Annotated in this window: 9 protein-coding genes, 1 tRNA gene and 1 pseudogene; 4 read left to right on the top strand and 7 right to left on the bottom strand. The window is 42.9% G+C overall.

Annotated features, from left to right (window positions below; translation table 11 throughout):
- Positions 1-37 precede the first annotated feature (37 nt).
- Positions 38-4,546, bottom strand: coding sequence for an exodeoxyribonuclease V subunit gamma (locus tag QO187_RS02465; RefSeq protein ID WP_371547001.1), 4,509 nt, complete (start codon positions 4,544-4,546; stop codon positions 38-40).
- Positions 4,547-4,986: 440 nt separating this feature from the next.
- Here QO187_RS02465 and QO187_RS02460 point away from each other — a divergent pair, with 440 nt between their 5' ends.
- The 3 genes from QO187_RS02460 to QO187_RS02450 all read left to right on the top strand — a co-directional run bounded on the left by QO187_RS02460 (position 4,987) and on the right by QO187_RS02450 (position 6,536).
- The gene (locus QO187_RS02460) at positions 4,987-5,514 is read left to right on the top strand and encodes a hypothetical protein (RefSeq protein ID WP_101205851.1); all 528 of its coding nucleotides are present in this window, start codon (positions 4,987-4,989) and stop codon (positions 5,512-5,514) included.
- Between the two features lie 66 nt (positions 5,515-5,580).
- Positions 5,581-6,387 (top strand): hypothetical protein, encoded by an 807-nt coding sequence (locus tag QO187_RS02455; protein ID WP_101205850.1) that lies wholly within the window; start codon positions 5,581-5,583, stop codon positions 6,385-6,387.
- A gap of 73 nt (positions 6,388-6,460) precedes the next feature.
- Positions 6,461-6,536, top strand: a tRNA-Arg gene (locus tag QO187_RS02450).
- A 322-nt stretch (positions 6,537-6,858) separates the two neighbouring features.
- Here QO187_RS02450 and QO187_RS02445 read toward each other — a convergent pair.
- From QO187_RS02445 to QO187_RS02435, 3 genes are all read right to left on the bottom strand, one after another.
- Positions 6,859-8,541 carry an NAD-dependent malic enzyme gene (locus QO187_RS02445; protein WP_101205849.1) on the bottom strand — a complete coding sequence of 561 codons (1,683 nt, stop codon included), beginning with the start codon at positions 8,539-8,541 and terminating at the stop codon, positions 6,859-6,861.
- A 336-nt stretch (positions 8,542-8,877) separates the two neighbouring features.
- Positions 8,878-10,686 (bottom strand): D-lactate dehydrogenase, encoded by a 1,809-nt coding sequence (dld, locus tag QO187_RS02440; RefSeq protein WP_371546996.1) that lies wholly within the window; start codon positions 10,684-10,686, stop codon positions 8,878-8,880.
- Positions 10,683-12,389, bottom strand: a complete 1,707-nt coding sequence (locus tag QO187_RS02435; protein WP_371546994.1) for an L-lactate permease — start codon at positions 12,387-12,389, stop codon at positions 10,683-10,685. Before QO187_RS02435 ends, dld begins: the two co-directional genes overlap by 4 nt.
- 266 nt (positions 12,390-12,655) lie before the next feature.
- Between QO187_RS02435 and QO187_RS02430 the strand changes: the two genes are divergently transcribed.
- Complete coding sequence (locus QO187_RS02430; RefSeq protein WP_371546991.1) at positions 12,656-13,561, top strand: LysR family transcriptional regulator; 906 nt, start codon at positions 12,656-12,658, stop codon at positions 13,559-13,561.
- 242 nt (positions 13,562-13,803) lie between these two features.
- On the opposite strand, the gene QO187_RS02425 is transcribed toward QO187_RS02430, so the two are convergent.
- The 3 genes and pseudogenes from QO187_RS02425 to QO187_RS02415 form a co-directional block, all read right to left on the bottom strand.
- Positions 13,804-14,061 (bottom strand): hypothetical protein, encoded by a 258-nt coding sequence (locus QO187_RS02425; protein WP_371546990.1) that lies wholly within the window; start codon positions 14,059-14,061, stop codon positions 13,804-13,806.
- Positions 14,062-14,157 (bottom strand): annotated as a pseudogene (locus QO187_RS02420) (hypothetical protein); the annotation flags it as partial.
- Between the two features lie 138 nt (positions 14,158-14,295).
- The coding region (locus tag QO187_RS02415) for a VCBS domain-containing protein (protein WP_371546987.1) at positions 14,296-24,385 on the bottom strand (10,090 nt) is incomplete at its 5' end.

The following is a 24,385-nucleotide window of genomic DNA, read 5'->3' as shown; positions in this document are numbered from 1 at the left end:
TAGCAAAAACTAATTAGAGGCTGTTCTAAATAACTGGCTAACTATCTAAGTTAGTTAACGCATTAAACATCGGCGCGTATAATGGCTGGGCTAATGTAGTCAACGCTGCCGATAGCGCTTTGAATGCATCTTGGTCTCGTAGTACGTACTGCCAAATAGCATGCTGCGAGCAAGTATCGTATACCGTGTCTGAGTTGTAGTTAGGTCTTAACCAGTCTGAGAAGTCGGCTCGTTTTGGCCAGTAGCGGTTGCTGTCACCTTCTTCATGCTTTAGATACTTATCAAGGTAGTTAAGTGCATATTCTGGTAATAACGTAATAGGCACTTGACCCGTTAACTTACCAAAAACAGCCCATTTTATCAGCTCAATCACAGCATCTTCATACACAATCGGGCTCAGTTTGAATGTAATGACCTTGTCATACTTTTTGACTTGTGAGCTGGGCTTATTAAAGCGCCAAATACTCACGCCATCATTTAATACTACTTGCTCGGCAGTGGTACGTCTAGCCACTTGCCAATACAAATGTGACAACCAAAACTTGAGTAAATGCCTAGGGCTGGCAGAATTGGGCAATATATTTAACCACTGCTTGGGTGATTGCTGAGCATAAGGCACGCCCGCCTGAATAATTGATATGGGTGCTAATATGGGTACTGAACCTTTGATCTTAATGATTTTTGGCAACAGCTTAAGCAGTGTTTCTATACCCTCTATATCTGTCTGATTGCTTGATTCGTTGTCAGTGCTACTAAGTATATTTTTTAGCTCTATCTGAACGGGATACTCAGCGGTTGGCGTCAGTAGCTGCAATACACTGCTGCTATCTGCCTTACTCTCGTTGAGAATACTGCTTTCATCAAAGCCATTAGCAATTAGCTGCTCTTTGAACTCTAGACATTGCTGTTGCAGTTTCTTTTGTTGATTGGGTAATGTAGTTTGGCGAGCGACACCAGCAGGCATAATTTTTTGATACATTAGAGTTGGAGTGGTAGTTTCATCCGCTGCATTACTATCATTTTTCTTATTCTCATCAGTAACCAATTGTTTAATCAAATGATCTTTGATTTGATAGGTAGTCAGACTGTCCAAGAATAGCGGCTCTTGCTGCGACAGTGCTTCTTCACCTTGCACCACATGCACCTTTTGAGACCGTAAGAACGCTTTGGCAGGATGGCGTACTTGGTAAGCCAATGCCCCTTCAATATCTATCTCACTAACATTAAATATGCTATCAGATAATGCCTCTGTCATACCACTGACGTCGCTAGCATCAACAGCTATATCTAGCGCCAATAGTTCGACCAATGCAGACAAGGTTTGATTGTCTACTTGCCCTAGCTGGCCTAAGCCTTGACCCAACACCTGAGCGATTGACTCATACTGCGCCTTCGTAGGTAAGCCCACCAACTCTTTATGCTCACTAGATACTCGACCTTTTAATGTGTCAAACACCGCTTGCCAAAGCGGCGCAGGCGGAAACTGCTTTTTCTGAGCCAGTTTGGTTTTGCGCATGGCTATATTTAATAAAGTATCCAACTCATCAATCATATCGACAGGGCTAGAATCCTGAGCATTGATATTAATGTTGGGATTAACGTTGGCATTAGCATTGTTATCAATATCAGGAGACGCTTGCTCAAAAACATCAATGCCTTCGATTGCCGTTTCAAACAGACTCTCATGAAAAGGTAGTGCAGGATGTTCAGTCACCAACCACTGTTTAATCAATTTAGGCAAATAGCGCTTGAGACTCTCGGTGGTGGGATCAATATTCTCGGGTAATGTCTCAAGCGAGTTCACCTGCCATTGCACCTCGCCTTGCAAAAACTGCAATAGCTCGCTCACTGGGTTGGCTGGCAAATGCTCATGGGTGTCCGTCAAGCTTTGGCCGTTGTAGAACATCCAGCAAGCACTGCGCGCACACAGTAGCGCATCTAAAAATGCGCCGTTGTCATCATCTTCACTGACTCTGTCACCGCGGCGTGCATTGGTCGCTTTCATCAAATCATAGCGGTTATCTCGGTCACGCCCAGGAAACTCAGAGAGATCCATATTGAGCATCACCACCAGCTCAAACGGCACGTTTCTTAGTGCACCGAATCGACCAAAGGTAATCACCCCCGTCGGCTCCGCACTGACTTGCTGACTTTCAAGCTCGTTTTCGATACTGTCTAGCATAAAGCTCAGCTTGAGCGGCAATTGCTCCACACCTGCCAGCCTTTGCTCCACTTCTCTGTTGTCGACATCACCACTAGCGTACTGCCTATAGTGACGATTGGCTCGCAGACTTGATTTAAAGCCATTCATCGCGTTGTAAATGGCGCGCATGGTACGTGTTTGATCCACATCGCCAAAGTAGCGATGGATAACTTGTGTCTCAATCTGATCGAGCCAATCTTCCGCTTTCATTTTTTGTGTATGATCATCACGTCGTGCAACCAAGCCAGTATAAATACGGCAAAGCGCTTCAACAATCAGCGCATCATTTAGGCTCACTTGTGGTAACGGCAAGGTCATTTCTGGTAACGCAGTGCTTGGCCATTCATCGCCATTTAGATCATATAAGCAGTCGCTCAACTCAGCCTCTGGCATGACCAGACCTAAAGTTAATCTGTCTAATGCCTGTGCAAAGCTAAAGCGATAGTCGTAATCATTGCTGTCTAAAGTTTGCTTAAGATGCAGCTCGTCAAAACCGCGAATAAAGCCCGCCTCTACCAATAAATCACAGCCACGGCTCATTTGCTCATGAGTCAGTCCAAAGCTTTCAAACAATGGCGGTAACATGAGCCAGTCTAAGACTTCAGCTGCTTCAAAACGAGCGCTATGACTACCCAATAGTTTGTAAAAACCGATAATGGCTTCCCATAACTGGCGAATGTCGGCATCAACAACACCAGTCACTTTAGCAGGCAAAGTCAAGCCGTCTTGACCCTTACCATTGACGAAGATAGAGCCAATCAATGCATGATGACGTTCAACATCAGGTAGCAGCACAACAATGTCGGAGATATGGCGTTTCTTTTCACCTAGTTTGATAGGTTCATTCAGCCAACGACCAATCATAATACGCAGCACTTCAAGCTGACGCTGCAAACTATGACACGAATGAATGCTTAGGCTATTATCTTGGGAAGAGATTGCCCAAAAACGGTCTTTCTCAAAACGCTTGTTCTCTAACGCTTCATCTTCATACCAAGCCGTTTCTGGCTTATCTTCATCAAAGCTCGGCTCTAGTTGCTTGCTTACTGCTTGTGAGACTGTAGCAGCCGTTGCTTGCTGAGTAGATTGCTCATCAAGCATCAATACGTCATTTTGCAAACGTTTTAATAAGCTTAGGTTACCTTGCGTATCTTGAGTACTGACAGCGTCATCAGCAGCATCTATGCTTTCATAATCGTAATGACCGAGCACATTATCTACACCCTTATCAAAGTTATCTTGCCATTCGACTAGCGCATCGTCGTATTGCTCATTACCTGATAAATTGGCAAGCATCGCAAACGCATCGCGCGACTGCTTACCGAGACGCGATAGCAAACTGTGACCGTAATCACGCAAAAACACACTCTCAGGGTTGATAATCTGCTGGCGTTGTAACCATGATTTATCAACGATATCTGCCCAAAACAGCTTTGATGGATTGTAATGCAATAGCGTGATATTCATGTATTGCGACAGACTCTGTAGAAAGTCTAACTCGGTCTGTGGCAGTTGCTGGATGGTAAATATACGTAATACTTTGGGTAACTGATCGCGCTCATTCGCCTTGTTGCCTTTTAAAGCTGACCAAAACGCACGCTCCAGTGCCACACGGTGTAGATGAACATCGGCAAACAAATGCGACCACAAGAATCGTTGGGCAACTTCCAACTCAACATAATGCTCGACCAACCACTCAGGCGTGCCGCGCGCATACTTATCAAAGCGTAGGGATAAGGCGTCTTTATCTGCTATCAACTCACTTACGCTCAACGGCTTGTTTTGCGACCATAATGCCAACCAATCCTCACGGTGAGTCAAATAGCGGTTAAACACCCTAGCCAAATCGCTTGCCAGCTGCCAAATACGGGCATCTTGTTGTGCCTTATCCTGTTGTAAACTGTCTTGTTGAGCAGTTGCCTGTGGGTCATCAATCAAAGACGCTAGCAACGGATGAACTGGATGCTTTTCATCTGCAACAATCGACTCCTGATAGTAAGTCAAATAACCAAACAATCGCCACTGCATTACTGTCGGTGATAACACCGCCACTTCCGGCACGTTTAGAGTTGTCGCTTCAGGGTTTTGCGCCAGTAAGTATGCATTATGGCGGGTCAATACATCTTGCATCAGTGTCCATTGATACTGACCCCAAAATTTAGTACGCACCAAGGTACTAATACCAGCACGGCTAGCAATAGTTTTATCCAACCAATCTCCCAATACCATTGACGGTACAATGACAATAAAAGGCTCAAAAACAGGCTGATCCTTGGACTGATATTGTACGAGCAATTGATCAACGAGGTTTTCGGTACGGTGCGACTGAATAATAGTGAACATAGACAATAATCTGATTGCAATAAAGGTGAGGTATTAGGATTAATAAAGAAGGCTTCACTTATAGATGAGATGTCTGTATCCAATGTCAAAAACGCTATACAACATCCAGACAAAACAAAAATCGATACTCATCAATCCATGTTTGATGGTCGTTACTATGATGCATTTCTGCTAGCATGAGGGCCCTAAACAAAAACAACCATAGTAGCAAATTCTACATATCCATTGATAACGTTGACATGCCAAATTTGCTATCAGTGTGCCATTGATGGTTATCGTTTACTAGTGTAGATGCCGATATTATAATAAGCTTGCGACACTTAGTGTCGTTTTATACTATCATTCATATTTACAATGAAATAATCTCATTGCGGTTTTTAAATTGGCCTTTACAACCTGTATCTAAATAATACTTTCTATTGACGGGATTACTTAATATTATGCCATTGCGTCCCATTGATGCTATTTTTGTCCATCCAAAACAACGCTTATACGTCGTGTATTATCGCGGTGAGTTGTGGCAACTGCCACGTATGAAAATCGATGAGAGATCATGGCAAAACAGACGACCCTATACCGATGATAGTAGCTCACTTTATTTGAGCATCCATCAAGCTATCAGCAACCCTATCCTTGCGCAGAAATTGAGAACGCTAGATCTACCTGTAGCGGTACGTGGTAGCACGTTGCCACGTTTTGAAGCATGGTGGGAGGCACATGGGTTTAGATGGTTAAAAGACAGACTATTAACCGGTGAATCGCCGTTAGCAGCGCATCAAACTACTACACCTGCTGCCAAGGTATTAAACGACCAATCTGATCCTCTAACAGATTGCCAAACCAATGGCCATACTGATGAAAGTGGTGAGGTTAATGAAGAACAAGTATCTACCCCTTCTGCAGACACGGATATCTTTGCAGACATGTTGGCTGAATTAACCGATGAAGTACTAGAACAAAAGCTTTAAAAAATAGATACTACCCTGTATATAAACGTTGCTATGAATCAACTAATAATAAAAGAGCAGTAATATATGAAAGACTACAAACTACTGCTGGCTGGGCTAATCTTGCTACTGCTCACAATCTTTATCGCGGTCTTCATTTGGTTGTGGACCAGTAATCGCAAAAACACAGACCCATTGCCAATCATGGCAAGTGAAAGTGAAGCAGACTCTAGTACGAAAGGTGATGAATCAAGAGAGATTGCTGACAGTGTTTTATACATTCGAGCAGAGGAGAAGTTACAGATACCTTTGGACGATATCATTGTGAGCTTTGAATCTCGTTATCCGCACGTACAAGTGTTAGCGAGCTATGTCCCCTCTCACGACCTTCTTACAGTACCAAGTAGTGGTTCTACCAAAGACAAACTCTCTGACTTTGTCTTTGATACAGACATGATTATTACCAATGACGATAGCCTATCCACAGAACGGGTATCGCTCCTACAGTCAGAGTTACAACAGGCACAAGATAGAAATGATCAAAGACAAAAAAGTACTGAGGCCAGTGATATAAGTAATGCATCTGATAAAAATAGTGATAATAGTACGCATGATAAAGATAAAAAGATACACACTCTAAACCCCTTTAACTATGCGCTAAAAGATGAACAGGCGCTTGAAGGTGTCATCCTGACAGACGATACAACTGCTATTAACTTCCGTAATTTTTTACTATCGAGCACAGGTCAAGATATACTAAAAAAATATGATTATGAGAACATTAGTGGTTATAAGAACAGTGTAAATGACTTATTTAAACCAACCTCACAGGCAAAAAATGCATCAGGTGATCATGCTGTAGATGTCACTGACGCGCTTAGCAATGGTGAGTAAAGATAAATTGTCTCTATTTGTCTTTTGTTGATTGCTTTTATGACTGCTTTTTTCTACAATGTCACTCCATAATGCGCCTATAGCTCAACAGGATAGAGCAGTTGCCTCCTAAGCGATCGATCCGAGTTCGAGTCTTGGTGGGCGCACCATCCAATAATATTAGAAGTAATAAAAAACCCCTTGTAAGCCTTGTGCTACAAGGGGTTTTTTATATTTAAGGGTTAATAGGCAAGGTTAGTAAGGAATAATAAAATTATATCTTGGCTACTTTTGACGGTATCGACCAATATCGACAAATAAGATACCGTCAAAATCATTACCTTACACATTACTGAAACAAGCTACGCGACCATACAGACCTTATAGTTTTATATCACTACACAGATAAAAAAATCACCCTAACTGTTCAAGTTAAGGTGATTTTTTATGGTGTTTGCAATATTGATAATGGCTAACTATCTAATCTCTAACCTAAAAAGAAGTACGGCGATAGTTACGATACTCAGGTAACCAAAAGTTCGCTTTTAATCGGCGTTGTAAATTCTCCGATGTGATAGGTAGTGCTAGCTTGTCTTGAGCCGCTTGCAATGCCACTGCATACGCTATTTTTTCACTGATCTCTCTGATAACTTTGATCGGCGGTAAGATGGCACCAGGTGCTTTTTCGTATTCCATGGATATATCTGCAAGAGCTTGGCTTGCTGCCGTTAGCATATTATCGCTGATACCTGTCGCACGTGCTGCTAAAACACCCAAACCGATACCGGGAAATATATAGCTGTTATTACACTGAGACACCTCAAAAGACTGACCGTTATAAGTGGTATGAGGAAACGGACTACCCGTCGCAACAATTGCCTTACCTTTACTCCAATTCATGACTTCTTGCGGCGTTGCTTCCACACGAGACGTTGGATTTGAAAGTGGTAGTACAATTGGGTGCTCAGTATTAGCACATAGCGATTCGATCACTTCTTGGGTGAACAGACCTTTTTGTCCGCTAACACCAAATAATACAGTGATTTTTGCTTGTTTAACCACTTGCGCTAAGCCGAGTTTCTTACTTTTATCCCAGCTTGCAATAGCTGATTCTTTTTGTACTAACGGTTCTTGGAATTTTTGCAGTTCTGTCATGCCATCTGTCAATAAGCCATAGCGATCAACCATAAATACTTGACTACGAGCTTGCTCTTCAGTCAATCCTTCACGCTGCATTTGGCGAATAATATGCTCAGCAATACCGCAACCCGCAGATCCTGCGCCTAAAAATGCGATATTCTGTTGGCTAAGTTTTTGACCTTTATTTAGACAGGCTGCAATCAAAGTACCAACCGATACCGCAGCAGTCCCTTGAATATCATCATTGAAGCAGCATAGCTGATCACGATATTTATTCAGTAACGGGGTCGCGTTTTCCTGAGCAAAATCTTCAAATTGCAATAATACTTCTGGCCAACGGCGCTTAACGGCTTGAATAAACAAGTCCACAAATTCATTATATTCATCGCCAGAGATGCGCGGATTCCTCCAGCCCATATACATAGGATCGTCAAGCAGCTGTTGGTTGTTGGTGCCGACATCTAGCAAAATAGGTAGACAGTAAGCTGGGCTAATACCACCACAAGCCGTGTATAAAGACAACTTACCGATTGGAATTCCCATACCGCCAATACCTTGATCTCCTAGCCCCAATATACGTTCACCGTCAGTAACAACGATCACTTTGACGTTTTGTTTGGTGGCATTTTGTAGCATATCATCGATTTTGTGACGCTCAGGATATGAGATAAACAAACCCCGTTTACGGCGATAAATTTGCGAGAATTTTTCACACGCCTGACCAACGGTTGGGGTATAAATGAGCGGCATGACTTCTTCGATATGCTGCTCAATTAAATGATGAAATAAGGTTTCATTGGTATCTTGTATATTACGCAAGTAAATATGCTTATCCATCGCATCAGTGAATGAGCTCAGTTGATGATAAGCACGTAATGATTGTTCTTCAATTGTTTCAATATTATGAGGTAATAGCCCCGTTAAATTAAAGCTGCTACGTTCTTCTGATGAAAAAGCACTACCTTTATTCAATAAAGGTGTCTCTAAAAGAGCGGGTCCAGCAACAGGAATATATAAAGGACGCTTGTTTGACATAATGTAATCTTCTTATTAAAGGCATATGAGTGAAAGCCATACTAAGTGAAAGCTATGCTAGTGCTGCATTATACATAGCATCGACTGGTATTTAACAATAGATAACAAAATCATTTTGAATAAATGTGCTTCTGAACTCGAGGCTGCTGATACATTTACCGAGAAATAATAAAAAAGCACTACCAATCGGCAGTGCTTCTGAGGATGTATTGAACAATTTATAATGGACAAATACTGAACTATTTAGCTACTTAGCAGCTGATAAACAATCAGCCCACGGCCAGTTTTAAATATCAGTTTTAAATATCAGTTTTAAATATCAGTTTTAGAGTTCAGTTATAAACAGCACGAGCAATTGCGTTTAGTTTTCGACATTTTACCAATACCCGGATTAAAGGTATTGGTTGGGTCTAGACTTTTATAAAAGTTCTGCAAATCAGGTTCCGCTTCGTACAGATGCCCTACATTATGCTCAGCAGGATATTTGGCTCCGCGTGCGCTCAGTAGCTCTAACATCATTTTTTTAACAAGATGTGCATCACTACCCTTCTTCAAAATATAGTCTTGATGAAATACATAACAAAAGAAGTGTCCATAATAGAGTTTCTTTTCCAAATGCTGTTCAATGTCTTTAGGTAGCGTTTCGAGCCATTCTAATTCGTTACGTGGTATAGCAATATCCAATGCCAATATATCGCCGACGTCTTTTTCATGTATCACTTCATAACGTAATGCAGCACCTGCAGCGGCAAAGCGATGTAAAAAGGCGCTCTCTGATTCTTCTTGACTACATTCAAAATAGTTACCTGTGTCTGACACGGCAAAGAACGCCTCAAGAAAATCCTGTGCTTCTGCTATGCCATCATCACTCATTTTTAAGATGAGATGATGCTCATATTGGTCGCGGTACTCTAGCATTCGCTTCGGTAAATGCTTTGGAAATATATTGGCGACGAATTGCATGACTTTGTCAGTGAAATGCTTTGGCATCCATGACCATTTATGGAATTTTGCATCCATAGCGCCTTTGATAGAAAACAATCTAGGTAAGGCATTGGTACCAAGATGCTTAATACTCAGGAACGTGTCTTTTCCGTATTTAGCAGATACATCAAATATATCACGATGCATATACTCACCAACTTCCGGAATATTTTTGAAGCTCGATAGTATCTGCCGTCGCAACTGTGCAAGCTCACTCACACTGTTGGTACCTATATAAAATATTTTCTCTTTTACAGCCGTTGGATAAGTGTCAAGACGTACTGCAAATACCGCTAGCTTGCCAGCGCAGCCGCTTGCTTCATACAGTCTTCGCTTATCCGCATTAAAACGACTTGGCGTACTTGCATCAACATCTTTTACTCTGGCGATATATTCTTTGTCAGATGCCATCTTACCAGTGTCAGGTAGTTCTCTTTTATCAAAATTACCTGTTTGCAGATTAGTGAGTATTTCTTCTGGAGTGTCGCCTAACTCTACGTCTAGGTGATTAACCAGCACTAGCTGACCGTGCTTGTCTATTTGGGCAAACAAAGCAAGTTCGGTATAAGCAGGACCTCTTTTTACCAGTGCCCCACCTGAATTATTAGAAACACCGCCAATAATTGACGCACCTAACGTCGATGAACCGATGACCGAGTGAGGCGCTCTATTTACGGCTTTGAGCTGACTTTGCAACTGATGCAACGTGGCGCCAGGTAAGCTAATCACTTGCTCGTTATCATTCACCAAATACAACTGATTCATTGCAAGGGTGTTAATCACAACCACTGGTCTATCGTAGTCATTACCGCTCGGGGTTGAGCCTTCAGTCAGCCCTGTTTTTGCTGCTTGCATGATAATAATGCAGTCGCCTTCCACACATATTTCTAGACTACGCCAAATCTCCAGCAACGTTTGCGGAAACAAAACAGCCAAAGCGCTGCCGCCACCAGAGCGCCACCCCATTCTATAGTGTTCGTTTTTCTCTGGATCAGCCTGTACATTACTGGCTCCCAGTAAATGGGTTAGCTTGTCTAATACTTGCTCAGGACGGAGTATGTCTTGGTCTTGATGCGCTATATTTGATGAGAAAAGGTTTGATGAAGCTCTATTTAATGACGGCATATGACGCTCTTTATTTGGTGATTGTGTGTCACTCATGATGCTAAAGGCCCTTGAAAACCAAAGATATAAATGGCAGCCATGACGATAATCCCGCAGAACAACACATAATAGATGGTAGGTAAAATAGTACGTCTAAGTGTGGCGCCCTCCATACCGAGTAGGCCTACCGTTGCCGATGCAGCCACAACATTATGTACTGCAATCATATTACCAGCAGCGGCACCAACTGCTTGAGCCGCGATGATTAGAGAAGGTGAAATATGTAAGCTCATGGCGGCTTCATATTGGAATTGACTGAACATCATGTTGGATACGGTATTAGACCCCGCGATAAAAGCACCTAACGCACCAATGGTTGCACTAATCAGAGGGAAAACACTACCAAAAGTACCCGCAAACAACTCTGCACTGGCGACAGGCATACTCGCCACATCTGATAAGTTTACGCCTGAATTAATAAAAATCCTAACCATTGGAATCGTGAAAATAAGGACAAATCCGGCCCCTAGTACAGTTTTGCCTGATTCTTTAAATGCATTGTTTAGTGCACTGGCAGGTCTTTTGGTTTGAAAAGCGGCAGCAACCAAGGCGCTGATTAATAACAAGCCGCCTGGTAAGTATAAAGGACTAAAGCTGGCACTGATATCTACCTCACTTAAAATCGAGGTTAGGTCTACTGTCGCGCTGTTCAGCAAAGACTGAAAGCCTGTTAATACTCTAGAACACACCAATAAAAGGGCAACCAATAAATAAGGGAACCATGCCATGACCGTGGACATCTTTTTATCACTCAACGCAGGAGTGATGTCTTCTTTGCTGACCACTAGCTTACCAAGCCATTCACTTGGCCAGCTTTTTTTCGGTTCAAAATCCCATGTGGTTTTTGGTACTAAAAATCCATGTTTTGCCGCATTAACAACGATAGTGATACTGACCAAACCGCCGACCAATGATGGAAACTCTGGCCCTAAAAAAATACCTGTTAGGGTATAAGGGACTGTGAATGCCAAACCCGCAAAAATAGCAAATGGCCAAATAGCGAAGCCTTCTCTCCAGCTTTTATTTTTACCAAAAAAGCGCGTGAGCATCATCACCATAAAAAGTGGCATAAATGTACCAATGACACCATGCATAACGGCTACTTGGCTGGTAATCAGTTGTAAAAAATCGCCCCACTCTAGTCCTTGTTGTGCCAGTTGGGCGCTAATGGCTACTGTATCTAATCCCTTGTTTACTCCAATAACGATAGGCGTACCGACTGCACCAAATGACACAGGCGTACTTTGTATCATCATTCCCATTAACACGGCACCTAGCGCTGGAAATCCTATCGCGACAAGTAAAGGCGCGGCAATAGCGGCCGCTGTACCAAAGCCAGCCGCTCCCTCAAGAAAGCAGCCAAAGCACCAAGCAATAATAATGGCTTGCACCCGCCTATCTGGCGATACATTGGTAAACCCAGCACGGATAACGGCAATGGCACCCGTATGCTTTAACGTATTCAATAAAAAAATAGCACCAAATACGATCCACAATACTGAGACGGTAATGACCATTCCCTGAATAATAGATGAAGACACGCGATTAAGCGTCATATCCCATACAAAGAGGGCAAGCGCGGCAGTAACCGCCAGAACGATTGGCATGGTTCTTTTGGCTGACCATTGCAAGCCTATCAAAAAAATACCACAGAGAACGATTGGCAGTAATGCCAACAGTCCATATATTGTTTGATTCAAAATCATAGTCCTTTTTTTATCGTGTAATCTTCCTTGAACAACTTCATTTAAGCATTTGTTTTTATAACTTCACGCTGTCGGTCAGACGAAGCCGAAGACAATCTCTGTCAGTGACATGATTAATAGAATGGTTAAATAAACAAATGCTCAAAATTCCCTAAAATATTCTACGCCTTGTCGATACATTGATATATTGCATCAAAGGATAATGTTATTTTCTTTTTTTGCTATAATCCAAAACGTATTACACCAATTGGGGAACAAGTATGGGCAAAGCTGACGATATGGTTTTATTCGTCCAAGTGGTTGATGAAGGATCATTTTCTCGGGTCGCTGAAAAGCTGTCATTAACGAATTCAGTGGTAAGCAAACGTATTGTAAGATTAGAAGAGAGCTTAAATGCACAGCTACTGTATAGGACAACCAGAAAGTTAAGCTTAACCGATGCAGGAAGGACGCTTTATGACAAAGCTAAAATCGCTAAATTTGCCTTTCAGGAAGCTGAAAATGCCGTAACAGGCTATGGTGAGGACATGAAAGGCAACATACGTATAACCATGCCAGCGGTCTCTGCGAATCTAATATTGAGCGAATCCATTGCCGAATTCTGTAAACAACACCCAGAAATATCAGTAGATTTACAGATTACCAATCGATTGGTTGATTTGATAGAAGAAGGATTTGATCTGGCGATAAGGACAGCAGAGCTTGAAGACTCATCACTCATTGCAAGACGTCTTATAGATAGCCAGTGGGTCATATGTGCGACACCAGACTATTTAGAGCGACACGGTACACCTCAAACCCCTGAACAATTACGGAGTCATGAGTGTTTGGTCTATAAGTTTGATCATACGGCGAATGGTATATGGCCGCTATATATAGATGGTACGGAGCAACTGCTTCCTGTACAGGGTCGGTTTCATAGCAATCATCTTAATGCGATTAAACAAGCGACTCTCAGCGACCTAGGTATCGCCTTTTTACCACAAGCACTTGTTTATGAAGAAATGCAGCAAAATACGCTCACCCAGATTTTGCAACGCTTTACAAGAAAGAAAATGGGTATGTATGCGGTTTACCCCAAAGCACGGCAACCGGACCAAAAATTGAAACTGCTTGTAGCGCATCTGCGAGAATCATTACATCAAAAACAGGCTTACTACTGCTGAGTAATAAGCTTGTTTTTGATGTGAATAAGCAAAGATGAATGAGAGTGTTTGTCGATAATAATCATATATGTCGACTTCGCTTTAATCAGAGCAAAGAATGTCTGATCACTATTAGCTATAAGTATAAAGTGCTCAGACATGAAGTTCAGTTGTACTAGATAATGTTATCAATATAGGCGTTTAATAGCTGCAACTTTATTGCTTAGTAGCTTTCATAAAGGCTGAACAATCTAAATAAAGTTTTATAATCCATTTACTGTGTAACGTACGATCAATTCATTGTCGAGTACTACATTGGTTGACCAAATGAATTCAGCATCTGCTTTTTCATTATCAAAAATATCTATGAAATTGGTATAAGCTGATTTGTTGTCTACCCCAATGGTTTGGTTACTATAGGTGGTGGCATTCGGCCAACTAGAGTCATCAAAGTCTGCTTGTTGCCAGTTGGTAGGCAATTCCCAGTGTAGGCCATAATCTGCCGAACTATTTGGCGTCATCCCAAACCAACTTTTAAAAGCACCAAAAAACTGACTATTAGAATGATAACCAAGTAAAAATGCCGTATCTGTAGCTGATAACCTTTGCTCTATTAAGTATTTATAAGCTAACTTTTTTCAAACTTCCAATAGCAATGCTTTAAAAGAAGTACCCTCTTCTCTTAGACGCCTTTGCAAGCTACTAACACTTTCCTAAGAAAGTAATCTAAAAGCATCGACTCTGAACTATCCTACTTATAGTATGGTGATGTCATTATGGATATATAAGTTAACCGTTGGATCTATGGTGCTTTGATACTGGATGTAATCTGCTTGATCAGATACTTCTTGCTCGACAAACTCCGCGGTCAAAGATATCTTATCCTCGTCATCACCATTAATAAATAGCTCATTATTGCTTTCGGTCATGGTAATAACGTCATTGGTACCGATGTTAATTAATGACTGCGCATCGTTCCCAGTTAGGTCAATCATCTCTATGTTCTCAATCACGCCACTATCAAAGCCACCAAAATCGATAGTGGTATTAGCCACATTGATCAATAGAGTATCGATACCGTCACCACCATCCATCAAGGTATTGTCAGCAGAGAATATTAGCGTATCATTCCCAGCGCCGCCTACTAGCGTGTTGATACCAGTACCGCCATCTAGGAAGTCATCACCAGCACCGCCGGTAATGTTATCATCACCTGCGCCAGAGTTTACGGTAGTGCTACGATTTGCGGTAGTGATAGTGTCATTTTGCGCCCCTGTTTCGATAGCGACAGACTCACTCAGGTTCAGTACAGCAGTTTTGATCTCTTCGCTAGAGAAGACTTGATCAGGGTCTGAGGTCTCGACAGTTTTGCCTGTATAAGTGATGGTGCCGTTATAAGCCTGATACAGAATCTGTATATCGTTAATACTACTGCTAGGCACGCCACTTAATACATAGCTACCCGCTACAAATTCAACAGATACCTCATCTAAGCTTTCAGAGATACCATCGCCATCGTCGTCAGCATTACGTAAGCCAATGACCTCTCCTGTGTCGCCAATCCTAAATAGCATGGACTCATCGAAGGGTTTGCCATCTTCAGGGGTGATTGTCAAAGTTAGTGTTTCACTACCTCCTTCACCAATATCATTGCTGTCGGTGTCTTCCATCTTAGCATTGGTATTTAACTCGACCCATGTATAGGCCTTGCCAGCTGAGTTCTGCGGGGTTAACTCGACGCCATCAGCTATTGGGTTAAATACTAGCTCTACGGTCGTGGCGTCACCCTGTAGGCCGTCTGTACTTAATACTGAAATAACTGCGTTACTCGTACCGCTATAATTCTCTGGTGCTTGGATAAATATCTCGGGCGTCGGATTTGCCTCAGTACTTGGCAAGCTCCACGACCCTGTCCCTGTTTTATTGGCTATAACAATATCTTGGCTATCATTGACATAGTACACGGTAAAGTCATCATTGATATTGTTGATTATGAAGGAAGCAGGCTGATCGTTATCACCTTCATCTGTATCAGTTTGTTCGGTGGTATACACGATACTGACGACATTGACGTCAGTAGTGTCACCGATCTCGCCCTGATCTTCATCTACAGTTAAGTTTGACTCAGCCTCATTGACGACTAATAGCAAGGGATCAGGACCTTTTTCCACAGTGACTTCAAAGTCTTTGCGTGATACTAGTGTCGTCGTATCATAATCTGGAATATCTGTCGTCTCCTTGTGTACCACGTAAGCCTCAATTGTAGTCGCGCCATCTTTGTTAGGTTCAGGAACGAAGTTGAAACTTACAGACGTAGGATTGTTTGCGCCTACTGGCAATACAAAATACTCCCCTACAGGCAATCCTGCAGGATTAGTAGCTGTATCTAAAGGCACGCCGTTAGAGTCCTCAAGCGTACCATTAACGGAAGCATTATCAGCGAACTGAAGATAAACATTACCATCGATAACTTCGACATTACCTACGTCTACAGTACTTGTCAGATTCAATGTTAAGGTTTTTTCTTCATCTTCTGCTATAACGATATTGTCATCATTCTGTGCTGCTGTAGGATCTTCTTCATGGAAATCGAAGTAATCGGTAATGGGCAGCACAATCAATGTGCTGTCATTAGTGCCTGGATCACCTATTGGAAACGCTGGATCGTCTGCTGTCACAGTCTCAGAGTCACCATTACTGTCAGTCACTGTAAATGAGATATCTAAAGTAACTGCCTCACTTTGGTTGTTTGTACTGTAATCACTGGTGGGAATAATACTAATATTAGACAGTAAATCAGCAATATCACTATCACTGGTGACATTACCACTGATTAACCATGTATTGCCTTGTTTGGATAACGAGACCCCGTTAGACGCTTGTAACACCACATCATCAGGCAAGTTGGCAATGGTGAATGATATCGGTGCAGACGTTTGGTTGTCATAAGCCACCTGATTAAGTGTGCCAGTGATAAAGCTATCTAAAGATTGACCATCTTCATCCTCAGTCAAAGTTATCGGCTGCACGATGAGATCGGCTACTAACTCAGGAGGCACCTCTCCACCACCGTCCGTACCCGTAACAAGCGTCAACTCAAAGGTTTCCCGTGCTAATTGCTCAACATCAGGTGCATCTTGGTTATAGGCGGTAACTGTAATGGGCAAGTCCACTGCATTATCTACATCATAACCCGCTTTTACACTGAACTTGATGTCCACACTCGCCGTAATAAATGTGTCTATGGTTTCATCATCAAAGTCGACATACCAGGTATCACCCGCTTTGACCGCGTCAACGAAGGTGCCATCACCATTAGCATCCACTTGCACCAAAATACCATCAGGCACACCGTCTACTTGCATTCGTGTAAACACCTCTGAACCATCTAAGTCTGGTGAGGTAAGAGTGACGGTTTTAATAAATTCATTATCAGCCGTATCGGCGTTAACGATATCAATAGTCTCTGAAGTCTTAATCTCAGCAAGATTGACAAATTTTGGTTCATTAGTAATAGGTAAGACATCTACGACGAAGTTCGTCTCACGGGTTTGTGATGTTTGATAGACGATATCTGCCGTCTCATTATTCGTAGCTCTGACAGTATCCGTCACTGTATATTTAATGCCAAAGTCATAGACATCATTGCCTGATTGATAATTGACAAAACCAGACTCAGAACTGGCAGGCTCAGCTGGAATAGCAATGATACTAGCCTTAGGTAACGCACCCTCTGAATCGCGCTCGATGGTATAAAACCCAGCATCAGCAACTTCGAGGTTAGCACTTGTGATAACAACGCTATTGACACCGACACCGACAGTGAGCTGAACACCTAGTGCCTCAAGGTCAGTGACGCTAATAGCCACACTCTTTAGCTCTTCAACACCTGATGTCCAATCATCTGGATTATCCGTACGTCTAAAGGCGCGCTCAAAGTCTAACGTGACAGAATCGTTTTCATTCTGCTCAGCAGTAGGATTAACCACATCATTATCAAGCGCATCCGGCTTAACAAAAATTTGCACAGGCTGGAGGTTTTGACTTGCCTCACTACCGCCTGTTTTCTCCGTACTGACGCCTTTGATATTAAAGTTAATCTCGCCTGCGAAGTTGTCTGCGGTTTTGAGTATTATCTCGCCATTATTAATCGCTTCATCAGTCACAACCCACTGCCTAGCAGTGCCTTCACCACCGATAAAGGTTACATCTGCTCCCTGCATCGCAAACCTGTCATCGAGACCAGTAATGACGTAGGTCACGATTTCAGATCCATCATCATCGTAAGATCGGATATCTTCTGGCGTCTTAAAAATAGACCTAAAGGCTATCTCACTGTTAGCGGCATCCAATGCGCTTTCTTCAAGGATAACCGCGTAGTTATCAGAGGTTTGCCCACCATAATCAAAGGTAACTTTATTCAATTCGTCATTGAGGATTTTATCCGCAATCGTGTCAATCTTGATAGGCAATGCCAATGACGCACTAGGCTCACTGGTGTCCGTGCCATCTACTGATACACCAGTGACTTGTAGCGTATAGTTATCATTACTATTCAGTGGCGGTATAAACGATGGTACTTTATCACTTTGATAATCAGTCAACGTGACCGACCATGTATCATCAGCATTATCTACTGTGGTAACATCATTGACTGCACCATAGTTTTGGTCAATCAAGACATAGCCACCATTTGCGCCATTATCAGCATCCCACACATAAAGGTAGGCACCATCCGGTATCGCATCAATAGTGACATTAAAGGTTTCAGAACCGTCTTTATCTTTGGACTGTGCCTTTATCTTAAGCGCAATGCCTCCCTCAGGGTTGTCAATAGTGTCATCTGGTGTATAGCTGTCTTCATCGGTTGGATTGCCATTAGATCTACCTGCATCTTCCTCTCCTTTAGCAGGTTGCACGCTAAGCAGTACATCATCAGCAACAGGCGTCACAGTTAGGTAAAGAAAAGACTCGCCAGATACGACTTTATCTGTTGCGGTATCATCATCTTCATCATAGTCGATGGTGACCGCTTGCTCTTGAATACGTAGTTCCCCTGAATAATTATTAGGCGGAATAAATGCCAAGCTGCTAAGCCCAGCCACTGGTACGTCTACACCATCAGTACCTGCTGTGACAGTCTGCGTCTCACCTGCGATGTCATAACGGAATTGAGCACCGGTAGCGTTGACCCAGTCACCGTTCTCAGCTCTAATCTGAATGATCAGACGGGCAAAGGTCTCTTCTGAATCGATACTAACTGCGCTATGGCTTGGTTCGCCAAAGTTATCGGGATCGGCATCATCTTCATTTGACCAACCATTAAGTAAATTAAAGCCAGCATCAGTTGATAAGTCGTACCAGACGGGCGCAGAACTGCTCACACCATCATCATCTCCGTCTTCAAATACTAGTGCGCTATAGGTATGGTCTGGGTTGAGAGTGACATCATTGCTATTGTCACCATCGCTATCGATATCAGCACTCTCAGCCACTGGAGTGACCTTAATAGTGACATCAAAGGTTTCATTGTCGGTGATAGGGTTATCACTATCGACTGAACCATCAGTAGTCTCTACAAAATAAGTTAAGCTGATATCAATACTGCTATGTGCTGGCGGCGTAATAGTATAGCCATCCAAATCAGTGACATCAAAACCGTAATAAGGCTCTTCATCTGTCAGATCTGCCGTTGTGATAGGCGTACCATTTAGAGAAATTTCGGCACCTGCAGTAATCAAATCATCAATTTGATCTTTCAAGATACCCACTATTGACAAGGTCTCACTACCATCTTGATCAGTAATGGTAAAGACTGAATCGCCAGCAGCATTTGTTGTAAATAAAGCGATCGTTGTATCCTCAGCCCCTGCCTGTGGATCCACTGCTGTCACATCGATGGTAGGATTGACCGTTATACTCAATTGTACAGAGGCGGTCTGAATGGCAGGGTCGATACCTACAGAATCAGCATCGGTGTCTTTCGTATTTAACATAAGCGTTGCATTAATCACACCCGCAAAATCTTTCGGAGGCGTGAACGTAAAGCTTGGGTCCAAATCACTAGCCGTCACTCGCGCTTTTGGAAGAGTGACTGTGCCATCAGCTATGGTATAGCTGTTACCATTGATCGTCACCACCTGACCATTTAGCGCATCATCGAACCCTTCAATAGAATACCAATACTCCTCTGAGCCATCGTCATCTATAAATGTTTCATTCAATATAGACTGCAAATCTAGACTGCTGTCTTCGTCGATAACCGCATTGATCGTATCGTTTTTATCAATGCCATTGTTGGGGTCGTCTGATAGAGTGATAGAAGTTGTACCAGGCTCTGCTAAATCAATAATCGATGCATCTGTCACCGCTTGCACATCGATGAGTATATCTACTGACGTGGTTTCTCCTATCAAGCTACCATCAGGATCAGCACTACTGGAGTCATTAGGCTCTAGCGGATAAGGGATGCCCTTTTCATCAACTTCATACTCAGTGACACTCATGGTTACTGTAAAGTTAGTGGCATCTTGAACTGAAGGAGAGACGACTAATGATTCAAAGTCAGCACTTGTCATATTCTCAACATCAGCCGTAAACTCATTGTTAATGTGAGTACCATCGGTGAGTTTAAACGTGACCGTACCATCTTCTCCTATTCTATCACTGATGTCCTGAACGCCATTGACATCAGTGTAAAATAGCTGAACACCATCAGGAAATCCGCTTAATGTAATCGCCCCAAAACGTTCGCTACGATCGACAGATCCACCGTTTATATTGTCATCGTTATCGCTTGTAGCGCCACTCACGTAGTCTGAATTATAATCTCTCAGATCCGTACTGGCCTCACCGCCATTATCACCAATGATTGGTGCTATAAAGCCAAGCTGAGTCGATGAATCTTCTTCAACAGAGTTGGTATAAACACCATCAACAATACTAATTTTATCAGTCTTATTAATAACGATAATAGGCGCATCAGCTACAGGGTCTACTTCGATATTGATTCTACTAGTTAGAGTTTGCCCCCCGTCTTGCACACGAATGTTAAACATCACACTATAATTAGGATCAAACGAATCAGGTGTCTGCTCATAACCTGTAGGCGCTTCCGCCGTGCCTACATTTCTATCATTTGGCGTCGCGATAGAGGAGTAGTTCTCTTCTGGATTAAACTCGATTTGCCCATTACCGATATTCTTCAAACTACCAACGATTGCTGGGTTATCCTGATCATCGGTGCCAATGGCATTACCGTTTACATCAATATAAATAGATTGGCCACTTTGCAAAACTCTCGATGACGATAAATCATAATTCAATATGGTAACCACACCGCCATCGAAATTTTCAGCAGCATTGATTAATAAGGCATCTTTACCATTTGGGGCAAGGTTTTCATCCCCAGTGATGTCCCCAAAATCCCCTTCATTGATAGTGAAATCAAGATCTTTATTAAATAGTCTATTTTCCACTTCGACATCGAATTGATCTTCAGTTATCGAGCCATCTTCATCGACAACCGCGTAATCGAGATCAAATATAATATTGTCCAATCTACCGTCATTATCGGCATCGATATTGTCGTGCCTGATCGTATCATAGAGGGTGGCGGTATAAGTCAGGGCATCTGCACTGGTATAAGGCAATCCCTCAGGGTTGATTTCCACTTTGAATATGACGTTGTTGTTAGGATTATCGACTGTATCCGCAACCAGTTCGCCGCGCTGGGTAGTCGACACATATAGGGTGCTATAATCTATTACGCCATCGACCTCAGCATAGCGATAATAAAGCGGTAGCCCACTGCTCTGGAAACGGCCGTTTATTAGATCGCCATCACCCATGGTAAAGTAAATATCAGAGATATTATCCTCATTGCCAGTGACCGTAAATGCGGAATCGACTTTGACCACATAAGTGCTAGCAGTGCCCGAATTAGGGAACAAATCACTCTCTTTTAAGACAACGCTTTCATCGCTTTCAATGACGGGCGCAGTGTCTGTCACGCTTATAGGCTGCCTAGCAGTGCTCGATACGTCACCATCGGCGTCGATTAGTGTGTAACTAAATGATCCATCTTCTTGTGGATCAGGTAGAGGCGGCGCAGGAACACGATTATCAATCGCTTTATTAGCGGCAAACGTCCAGCTGCCATCTTCATTAACCGTTAGAGTACCTGTTGGCGTTTCTAGACTCACCCCAAACTCGGTAGAATCTTCAACCGTATTTCCATCTTTATCTACATAAGTAAAGTTATTGATTTTTAAGTCCGCATCTGCACCTTTATCGTTATCAATCACATTACCCGTAAGCAATGTACTATCATCACCATCAATGTACGAGCCTTCCACCACACTTACAGGTGTATCATCTGTAGCCAGCACCTTGTCATCTTCGATATTGACATTAAACTGTTGCACTGTGGCACTGTCTGTATCTTGAATTTCATATTTGAGAGGTAAGGTTATTGTAACTCCATCCGTGTGATCTAGCTGACCTTGTAGCTCAAATATAAACGCTTGCGAATCTCCAGTACTATCCGTAGGGTTGGTCAGAGTAATAGTAAACACTTCACTACCTATGGCACTAGCAAAGACCGTATGACCGTCATTGCTCACCTGGTAAGTCAATGGCTCACCATTGGACTCAAGCGCCAAGGCTTCTAGCCCTGCTGTGGTAACACCAGTGAATACCACATCGCTGATGTCGTCTGCAGCTTTAGTGATACCAAGGTTACGCGTCGCTCGTAACGCATCAGGCGTCGTATCGGTACCGCCAGTTAGATCATCTTCATTCAGCGTTACTTCAGGAATAAGTGCCGTGGGCTGCGTGTCATCCACTGTGATATTAAAGTCGGCGGTACTGGTGTCACCATCGGCATCTGTAATCGTATAAGAGACACTATCGATAATGCCATTTAGATTATTCGATGTATCATCTGATGTGTATGTCCACGTGCCATTTGCGTTGATAGTTAGCGAGCCGTATTGAGTATCAACTACAGAGCCTGCTGCTACTGTTTGACTATCGCCATTCTCATCTAAGTATGTGAATGACGTAATGGTTGTGTTTGCCGTACCCAAATCATCGTTGGTTAGTAAGTTTAGGGACGTGGTATTCGACGATATAGTTTTACCGCCTTCAGTGACCTGAGCAGAATCATCGACTGCTTGCGGCGTCGCATCCACACTGATAACTGTCGTTGTTGTATTACTATTAGCATTATTTATATCAGTGACTGTCACTTCAATGATACGGTCTATTTCGCTAGGGGTAGCAGAGGTGTTGGCAAAAGTGATGGCATCGATAGCGGTTTGGTAGTCAGCTAAGCTTGCACTCCCGCTCAACTCAATGCGGCTATTTCCTAACAATGTGGCTGAAATACCTGCTGGTAGATCACCTTCATCAATAGCAATTAAGTCGCCTGTTTGTGAGTTTGTTAATACAATAAATGCACTACCAATCGTATCGTTATTATCAATATCGGCAATGGTACTACTGTCACTGATAGCAACAGGGACATCACCCTCTTGGTAAGCTGTTGTATAATTGACAGTGGTATTACTATTACCAGAGACATCCAAGGTTGGCGCGTCGTTGGTACCAGTTACAGTGATGGTTAAGGTTTGAGTATCATCACCTACTCTATAAGTAAATACTTGTTCAACTACCTCCCCTCTGGCAAGGGCTTGTACGGTAGAGCTGTTATTATTTAGAACATAGGTGTACGAGCCGTCATTATTTAGCGTCAGCGCGCCATAATCATTTGCATCGCTAGGCTGACTCTGCAAGCTGACGGATGTTTCGGTACCGATTTCGTCATTAGCTAATACATTGCCTGTTGCGGTTAAAACGCCATCTTCTTGTACGGTATTGACATCAGGTTTTAGATCAACGTCGTCGACAACCTCTCCTGTGACACTGTTTTCGGTATCAATTTTGACAGACTCCAAGCCACTATTGGTACCATCAACAGAGCTTATTGCTAGCTGATAATTCTCGACACCTTCTTTTAATTGATCATTTAATACTGTATTGGTCAGAATGATTTGATTACCAGTGCTGGCATTAAATGTGACCGTAGTCAGCTTGCTACTCGCATCAAAATCGACCGCAGTGGTCTCATCGTTGAGATAAGATAAATTAACCACTACGCTGCCGCCTACTGGTATTTCAACAGGCTGACCGTCAGCATCCACAAGTGATAAGGTATGGGTCAGTACAGCATCGTCTGCTTCTATTTGGCTGTCATCACCGGTTAGTTTGACATAGACAGTATCATTGCTATCAAGTCCACCCTCATTCGCGCTGTCGCCTGCATTGTTGCTGTCGATGGTGGTGGTGACGGTGTTCGTGGTTTCGTTACTAAAGTCAACCGCTTCAAATTCGTTGGCGCCAACACTGGTGATGGTGAGGCTGTAGTTTTCGCCATCATCGGCAAGATAGTCATCGATGGTATCAACGTCAAGCGCGGCGCTCGATTGGCCCGCGGGTATGATGACCGTGATGGTTTGGGCGTTGTTATAGTCGGTGTCGGCGTCTTGGGTACTGCCATTGTTAAAGGTGACGGTGACATCGGTATCTTGAGTGACGATGACGGGGTTGCCATCATTGTCTTTTAAGCTGACACTATAGTCTGCAGTATCGCCTTCAGTCACTGTCTCATCACCAGTAATGACAACATAAGTGATATCAATAACAGGAGTTACCGTAATCTCAACGGTGGCTGGCGCTGATACGGCACCATCATCGTCGGTGGTGCTGAATTGGATATCACTAACCGCACCATTGAAATTAGGTGCTGGGGTAAAGGTGACCGTCTCAGCTTCCGCTGCACTT

The organism is Psychrobacter sp. Arc9 (assembly GCF_041431295.1).
Taxonomy (GTDB): domain Bacteria; phylum Pseudomonadota; class Gammaproteobacteria; order Pseudomonadales; family Moraxellaceae; genus Psychrobacter.
This window is presented reverse-complemented; position numbering and strand designations above follow the sequence as displayed.

Excerpts from the sequence above, each read along its gene's own strand:
- QO187_RS02465 (WP_371547001.1), bottom strand. The coding sequence starts at position 4,546 with ATGTTCACTATTATTCAGTCGCACCGTACCGAAAACCTCGTTGATCAA.
- QO187_RS02460 (WP_101205851.1), top strand. The coding sequence starts at position 4,987 with ATGCCATTGCGTCCCATTGATGCTATTTTTGTCCATCCAAAACAACGC.
- QO187_RS02455 (WP_101205850.1), top strand. The coding sequence starts at position 5,581 with ATGAAAGACTACAAACTACTGCTGGCTGGGCTAATCTTGCTACTGCTC.
- QO187_RS02445 (WP_101205849.1), bottom strand. The coding sequence starts at position 8,541 with ATGTCAAACAAGCGTCCTTTATATATTCCTGTTGCTGGACCCGCTCTT.
- dld (WP_371546996.1), bottom strand. The coding sequence starts at position 10,686 with ATGAGTGACACACAATCACCAAATAAAGAGCGTCATATGCCGTCATTA.
- QO187_RS02430 (WP_371546991.1), top strand. The coding sequence starts at position 12,656 with ATGGGCAAAGCTGACGATATGGTTTTATTCGTCCAAGTGGTTGATGAA.
- QO187_RS02425 (WP_371546990.1), bottom strand. The coding sequence starts at position 14,061 with ATGACGCCAAATAGTTCGGCAGATTATGGCCTACACTGGGAATTGCCT.